This is a genomic window from Raoultibacter phocaeensis (genome assembly GCF_901411515.1).
GTDB lineage: Bacteria > Actinomycetota > Coriobacteriia > Coriobacteriales > Eggerthellaceae > Raoultibacter > Raoultibacter phocaeensis.
The window spans coordinates 216,858-229,918 of sequence record NZ_CABDUX010000002.1 but is presented as its reverse complement, the minus strand read 5'-3'; the positions used below and the strand labels follow the sequence as shown (position 1 = coordinate 229,918).

The window sequence follows — 13,061 nt, the reverse complement described above, 5'->3', positions numbered from 1 at the left end:
AAACGGTAACGAGCATGGCGCTTCGGTGCGGCGGTGCTTGAAGCGGTGCCGAGGCAGACAGGCGCCCTCGTGTGGGCATCATGATAGCAAAAGCCATGCAGCGCACAGGGCGGATGGAGAAAAGTTCACGGAGAAGTTCGCGATGAGGAAACACCCGGCCGCCGCTCTGCGTGCGCTCGGAACGGCGCGAAACGCTCGCGCGACCGCAGACGCCCGAAAGCCCCGTAGGCCCACAAGGAAACACCCGCCTCCGCGCACAATGCGGAAGCGGGTGCTCGAACCGCACCGCGACCCCTGCCCGACGGCCGCACAAGCCGCCAAGCAGCGGGGAGCTAGTGCTCCATCATGTACTTCACCGCATGGCGCGAGAAGGTGAGGGTACGGCCGCACGCGCATCCGATGATGTACTCGGGATAGTTGTCCGCGTAGAGGCTACCCGAGCAGTCGCCAGCGCAGAACAGGCCTTCAATGACCTCTTCGTTCTCGTCGAGGGCACGCATGTCGGGGTCGATCTTAATTCCGTCGACCGTAGTGAGATAGCAGGCTCCGAACCAACCGCCGTAGAACGGGGGCGTGCGCAGCTCGGAGAGGCGAAATGCTTCCTTACCGAAATCGTCGTCACTCTGCTTGTCGAACAGTTCGTTGTAACGGTCGACTTGCGCAAGGAAGGTATCCTTGGCTTTGCCCTCGAAACCGAGCAGGTCGGCGAGCTCGTCGATCGTGTCGGCCTTGAACACGGTTCCGCCTTCGATCTGCTTCGCGAACATCTCATCGGGTGTAACGCCTGCGGCGAACTGCTGGGCGATGCCCTTCGAGCAGCCCACGGTGGAAAAGCGCTCGACGTCTTCGACGATATTGCCGTCCCACACCTCGCACCACACGCCGCCGGGACGATTGGCCGAAGCGAAGCACACGGCCTCGTAGGGAGACGATTCGTTCACAAAGCGCTTGCCCAAACGGTCGACCTTCATGAACGGCTGCGTGCCCACATTAGATTGGAACACGTTGCCCGGAAGCGCCGCGTCTTCGCCTTCACCCGTATAGCCAGCATCGACGCCCGGTGCCACCGCACCGCGGGCGAACAGCATGGGAGCCGGCTGCGTATCCATCTTCGCACCCGCCCAGAGGGCCGCCTTGATGCCCGAGCCGTCGCAGGAGGGGGTGTTGTTCGCCGTAGTGGTGCACTGGGGCACGATGGGTGCGAGCGCCTTGGTCATGACGGCATTGCCCGCGTAACCACCGGTTGTCAAGAGCACACCTTTGTTTGCATTGATCTGCACGTAGCCGTTGTCGGTTTCGAAAATGGCACCGGTCACGCGGCCCTCGGTCTCACCCTCGCGGACGAGCTTGACCAGCTTGTGCTTGAACGCGATGTCCTGCCCTTTGCTTTGAATGTACTCGTAGAGCACCTCGTTGCGCTCCTTTTCGGGTCGCGTGCCGAGCGCGGGATCCTCGAGATACATATGCTGCACCATCGGCGTGTAATGGAGCTGCTTGTCGAACTTCTCGGTGTCGACCGTCGCCGTAAGGCCGAGCGAGGCCTCCATGATCGGATCAAGGTAGGCGAGCATCTCGGCAGATTCGTTGATCCACACCTTCCACACGTCCATGTCGCACTTGTAGGACGCGTAGCGTGCGAGCTCGTTCAACAGCTCGCCATGGTTGATCTCGACGCCCGCGGCCTTCTGCTGGGCGGTGTCGACCGCGCCGATCCAGTGACGCGTGCTCTGGGGTTTCTCGTTCTTCTCGCAGATGATGAAATCGACACCTTCGTCGGTAGCCGTTGCAGCCGCCATCATGCCGCCGTTGCCCGCACCCACGATGAGGACGTCGGTAGACTTCGTCTCGACGATGTCGCCCTCGGCGATATCGGGTGCGCTGCCGAGCCAGTCAGCCTGACCACCCGCAGCCGCCGCAGCACTCGATGCACCCTCGGCCGCCTGAGCTGCCGTACCCGATCCCGATCCGCTTTGCTGCGGCGAGCATCCCGCAAGCCCGGCTACCGCACCGACGCCCGCGATGCCCGCAAGTCCGATGAAGTTGCGGCGAGAGATGCCGCTGTTCGCTTTGATTCCCATATCCTCGATCTCCCTTTCACGTTTCCGGCGCGCGCCCGATGCGGCGCCGATCCTTGCCGCGGAAGCCCGGCGTTTCGCTGCCCACACGAGCTCCCGATGGCGTTCATTATGGAATCGAAGCCGAATCCGCCATCACCCAGACGAGGGGAGATTTTTATTTGTCCTGATCAAAGAGCGTTTGAGGATGCCTATCTCGATGGCAAGTAAAAGAACCGGGGGGCTTCGCTTGCCAAAACAGTATTTCGGAGCCAGCAGCGCGACACGTGAAATACAGCGACGTACCGCGGTGTGCGCACTTGCTTTATACTAGGGCTTTTGGAAGGGGGAACCATGAGCTCTCATGAGGCCGAGGCACGCGAAAGCAATCCATCAGACAGCACGCATTTCGTCGCCGAAATCGCGAACGCGCGGTGGATTCGCACGTTCGGTGCGCTCATGCTCGTGTTTCTGGGAACATGGTTGCTCAATCAGTACATCTTCCCCCGCTTCACGCTCGTGTACGGAATGGCCCGCGAGTTCGCCACGCTCGGCTCGTGCTGCGTATACCTCACGGTCGCCGTTGCCTCCTCGCTCAGGCCGACTCTTTTCAGACCAGACAGGCTTGCCGCGCTAGCGGTGGCGCTCCTCGCAGTCGGACTTTCGCTCATCGCGATGGGCCTGCTCACCGAAAACCCCGCTTTGCTCGCATGCGGCGGCTTTCTCATGAGTCCGGGGAGGGGGCTCATATCGATATACGCCTGCATCACGCTCATCTCCCTCGAAACGAGGGCATCGGCGGTATGCATCGCGGGAAGCCTCGCGCTCGCCTACCTCATGCGCGGCGTGTTCGTCGCGCTTCCCGACGGCTTCGGCATCGCTTCGTTCGCGCTCGCACCGCTTGTCACGCTCGCACTTGCGTATCCGCTCGCTTCCGAAATACTCAACCGCATCCGCTCGAACCCTTCTGCGGCAACCCTCGCCCTCACCGAACCGCGGTCGTTCCTATCCTATTCGCACATCCTGTTCATTTCGTTTTTCATCTTCCGCATCGCTTATGGCTTCTCGCTCATGTTCGGCGTTTCGGAGGGGGTCCCGCCCTTTACCATCCTGGCGTTTCTTCCCCTCGCCGTCGTGGCACTGCAAGCTTTCATCGCAGGAAGAGCGGCACCAGCCGACATCTTGTACCAAGTGGCAAGCTTGTTCGTTCTTGCGGGATTTTTGAGCGTGCTCGTACCGCAGCTCTCGGGTACGCCTGCACCCAACGTGCTGCTAGCCGCAGGCGCCGACTGCTTCTCGGTGCTCGTATACTATGCGCTCGCCGCAATAGGCAGACGCAACCCGCTCCACGCGCTGCCCATTTTCGCATGGGGCCAGTTTGCGACAAGCGCGGGTACGCTCGTCGGCACGTCGCTCGGTCACTTGACGAACGGACTTTTGATTGCCGACCCCATACTGGTTCCCGGTACCGTCGTGCTCGTCGTTCTTGCGTTTTCGGCGTTTAACTTGCTCGTTCTGCGCACGTTCAGCTTTGAAAAGACCATCGAAGGCGTTGAAGCCGTACCCGTATTCGAGCGAATCGAAGATCCTGGTAGCGAACAGACGGACGCCATCGAAGCACAATGCGCCCGCATCGCCGAGCGGTTCGCTCTGACCGAACGCGAAACCGACGTATTCAATCTGCTGGCGAAAGGGCGCAACGTGCCCTTCATCGAAGAGGAACTCATCATCTCGCGCAACACCATCAAGACGCACATCAAGCACATCTACCAAAAGATGGATCTACACTCCCAACAAGAGCTCATCGACATGGTGGAAACGTACTGAGCGCTGAGCACCGAGTCCGAACAGAGATTACATCGCGCCTGATCAAATAGATGTACAGCCGTAAACCGCTCGCGAGGCGCACAATCAAAAGGCTGCACGGGATAGGAAACGGCACCGAAGGTTTGCCGAGCAACAGCCCTACGGCAGCATACCCATCGACTCGAAGAAGAAGTACCCGAGCACGAGCACGCCCACAACGATGCGATACCAACCGAACGCCGTGAAGTCGTTCTTCTTGATGTAGCCCATAAGGAAGCGGATGGCCACGATGGACATGGCGAACGCAGTCACGATGCCCACTGCGAGCACGACTATCTCCACTTGCGTCATCGCGAGACCAGCAAGCACGAACTTGACCACCTTCACGAGGCCCCACCCGAGCATGACGGGAATGGCCAGGAAAAACGTAAACTCCGCCGCTGCGGTGCGCGAGCAGCCGCAGAGCATGCCGCCAATGATAGTGGCACCCGAGCGGCTCGTGCCGGGGATGATGGCGAGCACTTGGAACAACCCGATCTTGAGCGCCGTCTTCCAATCGATGTCGTCGACATCGGTCACCTTGAAGAGGGCCTCTTCGGCCGCATCCCCCGCATCGCCCTCTTCGATGCGCGCATGGCGGCCGCGCGGCGCGGCGACCATGGCCTCGGCCTGGCGCAGACGCTTGCGGTTGCGGCGCTCGAGCACGATGAAGATGATGCCGTACAGAATGAGCATCGCCGCCACGACGACCTTGTTGTAAAAATGCTCGTTCACCCAATCGTCGAGTGCGAAACCGAAGATGGCGGCGGGAATGCAGCCGATGACTACCATCCCCCACAGCCTCCACGTGCTCTTCTTCTCAGTCGCGCTCTTGCGCGGTGAGAAAGGATTGAGCTTGTGGAAGTACAGGATGAGCACGGCAAGGATGGCGCCAATCTGGATAACCACAAGGAACAGGGCGAGGAATTCGTCCGACACCTGCAATTTGACGAATTCGTCGACGAGGATCATGTGACCGGTCGAAGAGATGGGAAGCCATTCGGTGATGCCCTCGACGATGCCGATGAGGAAGGCCTTGAGCGCTTCGATAATCATAGGGTTGGGTACCTTTTACCTTTTGCCGTGGTTGTCTTGCAGCGATGCGATGGCGAGCAGGGCGACCGAGACGCACAATCCCAGGATGACGAACGTCTTGTCATCCTGTCCGAGGATGACCGACCCGAACGCGACAACGGCGATAACGAGCGCCACGAGCTTGCACACGTACGAGATGCGGTTGTTGAAGGACTCGTGCAAGTCCTTGCGCTTCTCTTCATCTATTTCCACTCGCTTTTTGTCCATGCGCTGCATTGTACACGACGACCTCGCATGCTGCGAAAAATACACCATGATGTCATCCTGGTTGAAAGGACTTCAGACCGGTTACGCTGCTTACCGAATCCAACCGAAACGAATGCCGTTATTCTGAAGTAGTATCCTTCTCCGAGAAGAGCGAAATCCCCACGCACACCAAGCCAATGCCCAGCAGGCTGAATCCCGTGTACATATCGAGCGACCTCAAGATCGACAGCACGAGCACGGCCACCCCCATCGCCAAAGCGATCGCCCTGAACACGAGCGGGATGATGCGATCTACCTCCTCCTTTCGGATGCCGCCCGTCTGCGATTTCGACTTGACTCGCATAAGTTGATCGACCGACACGCCGAACGCTTCTGCAAGCTTCGGCAGCAGGTTGATATCCGGACACGACACGTCCCGCTCCCACTTTGAGACGGCCTTATCGGTCACGCCCATCTTCTCTGCCAGCTCGAGCTGGGTCATTCCGTGTTCTTTCCTCAGCGATGCGATCATCGCTCCAAGCGTTTGGGTAGTCATGGATTCATTCCTCGGTTTCACGTTGTCACTTCTCTTCGCATAGCGGTCGCATCGTATCGCTTTCCTCTTGCGCATTCTACCGAACGTCAGTTGAGTCGAGTAGACCTTTGGTTTACCTCATACGTACCTGCGAAAACTCGCTTGCCAAGCCGGTGCTTTTAGGGCGAATTCATCTGCGCTCTGCGAGTCGGTTGCTTTTCTGCGGGATGGCGCCCTCACGCCCTGCGAGTTCGCATCCTTCTGTTTGCACCTGGTTTTGGACTGCCCGTACTCGCATACGAGCGATTTCTCCGTGCGGCGAAGCGTTGGGGTACGCGTCCTGAAAAGGAAACGACGTGATGCTTGTGCGCCCAATGAAACGAGCCTGAAACGTTCATGTACTATAGTGCTGATACCTTACAGGGACACGTTTCGGCAGCCGCCCGATCCGCAGCATCCGATCCGCCAACGTGCTCCCGAGCAAACAGACTAGGAGCACCCGTGACGCAAGCAACACCCTCGCCCGATCAGAAAGTCGTCGTCGTCGATTTCGGAGCCCAGTACGGCCAGCTCATCGCTCGCCGCGTGCGTGATCTGCACGTGTATTCCGAAATCGCGCCCTGCGACATATCCGCCGAAGAGATGAGCGCCGAAAACCCCTCGGCTATCATCTTATCGGGCGGCCCTGCGAGCGTGTATGCAAAAGATGCTCCCACGCTGGACCCCGAGATACTGAAGCTCGGCATTCCCGTTCTCGGTTTCTGTTACGGGCAGCAGGCGATGGCCGTCGCGCTCGGCGGTACCGTCGGCCATACCGACGCGGGTGAATACGGTCCTGCCGAGATTGCGCGCAGCGGATCATCCGAGCTGCTAGACGGGACGCCTGAGACGCAGACCGTCTGGATGAGCCACCGCGACGCCGTGACTGCCGTACCCGAGGGCTTCACGGTAACCTCGTCGACTTCCACCTGCCCTGTGGCATCTATGGAGAACGCAGAAGCGAAGCTGTTTGCGACGCAGTTCCACCCCGAAGTGCGCCACACCGAATGCGGAAACGCCATGCTCGAGAACTTCCTGTTCAAAATCTGCGGCCTTGAGCCCACGTGGACCATGGGCAGCATCATCGAAGAGTCGGTTGCCGCCATCCGCGAGCAAGTGGGCGACAAGCGCGTGATCCTCGGCCTCTCAGGCGGTGTGGATTCGAGCGTAGTGGCGGCGCTGTGCGCCCGCGCGATCGGCCGGCAGCTCACCTGCGTGTTCGTGAACCACGGGCTTCTGCGCAAGAACGAGCCCGAAGAGGTCGAGGAAGTGTTCACCCGCCAGTTCGACGTGGATTTCGTGCACGTGCATGCCGAGGATCGCTATGCGGCCTTGCTCGCCGACGTGGTTGAGCCCGAAGAGAAGCGCCGCATCATCGGGTCGCAGTTCTGGAAGGAATTCTTCACCGTCGCGCAGGATCTCGACGGAGTGCAGTTTTTGGCTCAGGGCACCATCTATCCCGACATCATCGAGAGCGGCGCGCGCAAGACGGGCGGCAAGGCGTCCACCATCAAGAGCCACCACAACCTGATCCCCTTCCCCGAGGGCGTGCACTTCGACCTCATCGAGCCTCTGGACCGCTTCTTCAAGGACGAGGTGCGGGCGCTGGGGACGGCGCTCGGGCTGCCCGACCACATCGTGCACCGCCAGCCCTTCCCCGGCCCGGGGCTCGCCATCCGCATCATCGGCACCGTGACGCTCGAGAAGCTCTCGATCCTTAAAGGCGCCGACGCGATCGTGCGCGAGGAGCTCGACGCCTACAACGCGCAGGTGCTCGAGGAGACCGGCGAGCGCAACTCCGAGCGCAGCGTGTGGCAGTACTTCGCCGTGCTCCCCGACGTGAAGAGCGTCGGCGTCATGGGCGACGAGCGCACCTACGCCTACCCCATCATCCTGCGCGCCGTCGAGTCGAGCGACGCCATGACGGCCGATTGGGCGAAGCTGCCCTACGAAGTTCTCGGGAGGATCTCGAGCAGGATCGTCGCCGAGGTCCCGGGCGTGAACCGGGTAGCGTACGACATCACGAGCAAGCCGCCTGCGACGATCGAGTGGGAATAGGCAGGAAAGGTTTTAGTCCTGACATTTATGCTGTTCAAGGTTTATTTCTCAACTGGTCGTACTGCTTTAGGGGTAATTTCGGAGTGACGACATGAAAGATGCTGGCCATAAGCAGATAGTATGGCAGCCATTCTTATCCTGAAGGGCTGCTATCGTTTTGCCTATGTATGAGGTAGTGGGTGGCTGGTAAATGCTTTAGGCCACTTCAAAGGCTGCCAAAATCTCTTCTACCGTTTGAAGCGGTTAAAGCAAAACGGCGTCAAGCTCGCTAGCGTTGTTGACCCATCGAAGCTCTGCCTTGATCTCGCCCAACAAGTTACGCAAGCGCTCGAACATCAACCCGTTGCCGACGACGGCGATCTTTTGAAACAAGACGCTTTTTTGATGCTCACAAGTCGAGTTAATTTAACTCTATCGATAACTTCATTTCATTAAGTAATTGCATAATGATGCACACCCTTTAACCCACAATAACGCGCGCCCCTCATTAGGTATTTTGAAATTCTATCTATTCAAGCTATAATTTGACCAGCATAAATACATCGATCGATTCGAGACCTGTTTGAGCACTAACCCAGGAATAGAAAGTCAAGCCGGATTTGTTTTCCAAATGAGATATTTCACATGGAAGGCATCTCTGCTGGATGATGGTCAAGCAATAGGGTATGAAGACATTGATGACGTTTCGATAAAAGAATTCTCCGAAAAAGACGAGTATTTGGGATTGCATCAAAACTCTGATGGATCATACGTGGCGGTGCAGGTTAAAAAAGCCAACATATCCCAAGCAACTGGATATCGCATACTACTTAACTGGCTAATCGCAATACGAACATGCTCAGGAATCGAAAAATTCACAATTGCCCAACAAACCGGATACTCCTTTTCGGATAAAGCTTTTGTAATGGACGATCCTGCATTATTGAAAACAATTTTTGAACCAACGAAAAAAAGCCCTTTGGCTCTATGCAACCGCGTTGCAACTTTATATGAAAATGACGAAGGGTCTTTATTGACCGACTACGCTTACATCAAAGAACACTATCAACTTGAACTAATATCCGATATTGACGAGCTAATTTATAGAGACCTCTCCACCCCATTTCATAAGGGCGGAGTTTCCAATTTCTTTTACGAACAGCGAGTTGAAGAACTCAAGAACACAATATTATGCGAAGTTGCACGATCCATTGAACAAAAGAAGCCTTTCGTTTACACCCATCAACAGCTCATGAAAAACTGCGATGAGATAGTTGCGGCCATTTGCCCCACCCGTTATGAGCCCAAATTCATTACATATAGGAACACTCATCCAATTAATCTATATGTCGAAAATGGTTTGAGAGAAGTTGAGCAGTTGGGTTATAGCTGCAACAGCGATCGTGAGATAATTGATCACTTGCATTACTTGAAATACTACGAACATATCAGGTTTTTCCATCTGGAGCAGAATTCTGTTGCGCATATAGACGGTCTTCTTGACGAAACCTATGCTAATTTTCGAGATGTACGAGCGGACCTTGTTGACTCGGGAACCGATACCCCAGGAAAAAGACTCAGAGACACAAAATCAAGGCCTAACTCCTATTCATGCAACAGTCACGAAAAGTGGGGCTCATGCATCTTCCTGACCAAGAGCGATACCGACCCCGATCATTTGGTTTCATGGAAGGATGACTAAAATGTACATAGATCTTAGTCGAAAAGTACAGGCCGACCTCGCAGTCGTCCTCGGCAGCATCTATTGCCGTAAACTATTAGCTATATTAAGTGTTTCTGGAGAACTGAGCATATCAAAGCTTATATTCTTAGCCTATTTTATCAAGAGGCGCGGAGTCAATCCTCACTCCTTGTTCGACGGCAAACAAAGCAGGCACATGGTTGCCAAGATGGCATTGGAAGCCTCTGGGTCAATTGATGCGATGCGAAAAGACTTACGATATATTGTCCTCTCGCTTGAGATACTGCGAGATGCAAATCTGGTTCGTATAGAGGGCAATCGAGCATCCACCCTAGATGAAGAAGGGCGCGATTATTCTGGAGACATTGATCTGTTTTCAAAAAAAGTAATTGAAGCAAGCAAAGAGATAGAAGACTCCATTTTTATAAAAGAGGTAATAAAGAATGTTTAGTTTTACCGAACTCGCCCTATACAGCTATGATGGAAAGAACTTCTCTTACGAATTCAAGCCCGGGCTAAACTATATTCAAGGATCAAATGATACCGGGAAAACGGAATTCTATCTTTTTCTTGACTACATGCTCGGAAAAAAATTTGAAGACATCTCCCTACGCCTTTGGTATGCAGGCACACTAAGAGCTGCGAAGCTTCGGTTTCGCCTGAACAAGGACGAGTATACCCTAGAAAGACACCTCGATAATATACACTTTTCAATTGAGTCTAAAAACGGGAAACAATCCTTCGACAGGCTAGATGACTACAAAACCTCCTTGAACGATTTACTGAGTCAAGGGGAAACTGCAACGCGCAACTTATGGGATTTCACAGAGGAACGCATCACGTTCAGGACGTTTACATTGTTCAATTTCCTTGGACAAAAAAGATTCGGAATCCTGAATGATTTTTTCGATAAATGCAGCGAGACAGAGTACCGTATAAAACTCCCCGTTCTACTCGACTATTTTTTCAATATGAGCCTTGTGAGGCTTCATGAGATAAAAAAACGGTTAAAGACGATCGATGAGATCATATTAGGACTCGAAGCCGAACAAGGAGAAATCAGTTTTCTCGAATCACAGATAAACAAACAACTTTCAACCTTAAAATGCCCCATATCATTCAATGGGCGGAACAAAGATCAGGTCGAAGACGAGATACACCGAGTTGAGCACGGCGAGCTTCGAGGTAAAAAGCTAAAAGAGAAGACTCAATCAGAATTAGAATTTGCATATGACTCTCTTGTAGAACAAATCAAAACGCTAGAAAACAGAATTGCAGATTATGATCAGGTTTTTCGAGAAAATGCCAACCGAGAATCACTGATTGAGGAGTTCTCCCAAATCATCAAAAGCAATCCCTCGGGTTCATATTTAATTGAGCCAACACATGAAGTTTTAATCAACCTTAGCAGCAGTCTTTCTTTTGCTGAAGATGAAACCTTGGCAAACACCTTGAAGAAAATGAAAAAGGAGAGGAAGGCTCTTCAAGAAAGGCTCACTTTGAGCAAAAATAAATTCGAGCTATACACGATAGAAGACAAAACGAGAGCATTGATGCTAGCAAAAGAATATCTCTCTCAATTTGACGAGAACTTTGACACAGAGCAACTTGAGGAATTGCAAAACGAACGGCTAGAATTAAAAAGAGAGGCGCGACTACTGCGCGACAACGATGATAAGGAAAGAATCAATCGATTATCTTCACTGATAACAGATTTTTATCTCAGCGCTGCCAGCGTGTCTAAACTCGTAGAACAAGATTTACGTCTTCAAAACTTTTCGATTTTATACTTTAAACGTGGTAACATTCTTCAACCTCATTTTTCAGAGAATTCAATACCCACGGGGTATTATTCTGGAAGCCATGCGAGGCATACGCTTATCCAACTTTGTGGCTATCTCGGATTTCTGATCTTTCTTCTCTCCAGCCAAGAGTACCCGCTTGTTCCCGTGCTAATAATAGACAATATCGCAGAACCGTTTGATGACGAAAATATGAAAGCCATTGGAGCTGTCTTCAACAAGCTTTACGTTGATTATTCCAAAGAAGACATTCAGGTAATTCTATTTGGCAAGGAAGATCAAGAAAAGCTGGATTTACAACCAGACAATACAATCAATCTTGAAGAAGCGACCAGAGGAAAAACTGGCTTTAACCCCTTCTATCAAGCCCCAAGCGACACCGTCCGAGACAATATAGCTTGTCGAACTAAAGGATGAATCTAGTATTAAGTGTACCCTATACATGGCAAGGCAATTTGAGAGTTGAGATATGGAAAAAATTGGCGATCAGCGGGAAGGCTTGGGGACCGTCCATAGAACCCATGATGTTCGCGGTAATGAAGTTGCCATTAAGTACCTGAGCTCAAATGACGAAGAGGCTCGACAGATATCCTTCAAAGAGATAAGAACTGCGGAACGCTTGAATCATCCATTCATTGTGAAAGTACTCGACAAAGGACATGACGGGAATCAAGTTTATTGCACCATGCCGCTGTATGCCTGTAGCCTAGTAGATATCAATCCTCAGCTGTACGATAATCCGGCAAACCAATATCAAGTGATCTCAAATATCCTTACGGGTGTTTCTTATATATGCACAGTCAAACCGTCACTCATCGCGATCTTAAACCTGCAAAACTTCTTTATAGCTCCAATCATGACATCGCAATTGCGGATTTCGGTCTCTACCGCCAAGACAGCTCTGACTCCGATAGGGTTACTTATCTTTTTAGAAATAATTATTGAACGCGCGGCTATATGGCTCCAGAGCAAATGCATGATTTCGCACGCGCAAACTCATTGAGTGCTAGTTTTTCGGTTGGAAGAATTATTGAAGACATTTTTCCAATTACTCCCAATGCTAATGTTCCTTTTTCGGCGCATCAATAGACAGGTGCGCACGACAGGCATCCGAAGAAAGATTCATCTTAATCGAGTTAGCCCAAGAGGCTATAAATAGCGTATTCGGGATTTATGCCGTTAAGGCGCCTCTAAACGCGCCAACACTCTAGGAGCAAATGAGGATTGAACAACTCGATGCTGAAGTATTATTCAATTGGCAAGAACTCTTCTGAATCCTGAATATTACTCAGAAGTCGAAACTTTCTTCTGCCAGTTATCTGATGATGTTTTCCTACATTGAACGCAGGGACCTTGAACTTCTTCGGTCATTGATTAGCAAAACGTTGGGCTATCATGATGACAACAAACTTCAACTTTAACTACGTAGACATAATTGCCGCTTATTGTAGACTTCTATACGTTAAGTCGACCGACGGGACAATTCGGGCAATGCTTCTTTATGTAATTATCCAAGTAGGGTTGAGCCACAATCGGTGAAGCGCTATGGACATTTCCGTAGACTTATTGCATTCACTTAACAATGATTTTATTACCACCGCCGAATTAGTGTCGTTATTTCAAAAAGAGCCAGTTTTATTGTAAAAGATGGAGTAAAAGCAGAGTGATAAACCGGCTGCTCCCTGATCAAGGAGCAGGAATATAGTCGCTCAGGCCCGTAACCAGGGAAAGTTTCCCCGAAAGGGCTTTAGCAGCTCGATAAACAA

10 protein-coding genes are annotated in these 13,061 nt (G+C 52.8%); 6 read left to right on the top strand and 4 right to left on the bottom strand.

All coding sequences use genetic code 11. The features are described from left to right. Positions 1 to 332 precede the first annotated feature (332 nt). A complete protein-coding gene (locus FJE54_RS08850; RefSeq protein ID WP_139652437.1) occupies positions 333 to 2,078 on the bottom strand; it encodes an FAD-binding protein in 1,746 nt (581 codons plus the stop codon). Positions 2,079 to 2,408: 330 nt separating this feature from the next. On the opposite strand from FJE54_RS08850, the gene FJE54_RS08845 reads away from it, so the two are divergent. Continuing rightward, the gene (locus tag FJE54_RS08845; RefSeq protein WP_139652436.1) at positions 2,409 to 3,881 is read left to right on the top strand and encodes a helix-turn-helix transcriptional regulator; all 1,473 of its coding nucleotides are present in this window, start codon (positions 2,409 to 2,411) and stop codon (positions 3,879 to 3,881) included. A gap of 138 nt (positions 3,882 to 4,019) precedes the next feature. Here FJE54_RS08845 and FJE54_RS08840 read toward each other — a convergent pair whose 3' ends face one another. From FJE54_RS08840 to FJE54_RS08830, 3 genes are all read right to left on the bottom strand, one after another. After that, on the bottom strand, positions 4,020 to 4,955 hold the full coding sequence (locus tag FJE54_RS08840; RefSeq protein ID WP_139652435.1) for an undecaprenyl-diphosphate phosphatase: 936 nt from the start codon (positions 4,953 to 4,955) through the stop codon (positions 4,020 to 4,022). 15 nt (positions 4,956 to 4,970) lie between these two features. Next, the gene (locus tag FJE54_RS08835) at positions 4,971 to 5,201 is read right to left on the bottom strand and encodes a hypothetical protein (RefSeq protein WP_139652434.1); all 231 of its coding nucleotides are present in this window, start codon (positions 5,199 to 5,201) and stop codon (positions 4,971 to 4,973) included. 118 nt (positions 5,202 to 5,319) lie between these two features. Continuing rightward, on the bottom strand, positions 5,320 to 5,736 hold the full coding sequence (locus FJE54_RS08830) for a helix-turn-helix domain-containing protein (protein ID WP_139652433.1): 417 nt from the start codon (positions 5,734 to 5,736) through the stop codon (positions 5,320 to 5,322). Between the two features lie 480 nt (positions 5,737 to 6,216). Between FJE54_RS08830 and guaA the strand changes: the two genes are divergently transcribed. The 5 genes from guaA to FJE54_RS16505 all read left to right on the top strand — a co-directional run bounded on the left by guaA (position 6,217) and on the right by FJE54_RS16505 (position 12,298). Then, a complete protein-coding gene (gene guaA / locus FJE54_RS08825; protein ID WP_255467324.1) occupies positions 6,217 to 7,812 on the top strand; it encodes a glutamine-hydrolyzing GMP synthase in 1,596 nt (531 codons plus the stop codon). A 562-nt stretch (positions 7,813 to 8,374) separates the two neighbouring features. After that, a complete protein-coding gene (locus tag FJE54_RS08820; RefSeq protein ID WP_139652431.1) occupies positions 8,375 to 9,493 on the top strand; it encodes a hypothetical protein in 1,119 nt (372 codons plus the stop codon). A gap of 1 nt (position 9,494) precedes the next feature. Beyond that, entirely contained in the window at positions 9,495 to 9,944 is a 450-nt protein-coding gene (locus FJE54_RS08815; RefSeq protein ID WP_139652430.1) for a hypothetical protein, read from the top strand. After that, complete coding sequence (locus tag FJE54_RS08810; RefSeq protein WP_139652429.1) at positions 9,937 to 11,712, top strand: coiled-coil domain-containing protein; 1,776 nt, start codon at positions 9,937 to 9,939, stop codon at positions 11,710 to 11,712. The genes FJE54_RS08815 and FJE54_RS08810 overlap by 8 nt, the downstream gene beginning before the upstream one ends. A 52-nt stretch (positions 11,713 to 11,764) precedes the next feature. Beyond that, positions 11,765 to 12,298, top strand: a complete 534-nt coding sequence (locus tag FJE54_RS16505; protein ID WP_139652428.1) for a hypothetical protein — start codon at positions 11,765 to 11,767, stop codon at positions 12,296 to 12,298. Positions 12,299 to 13,061: the final 763 nt, after the last annotated feature.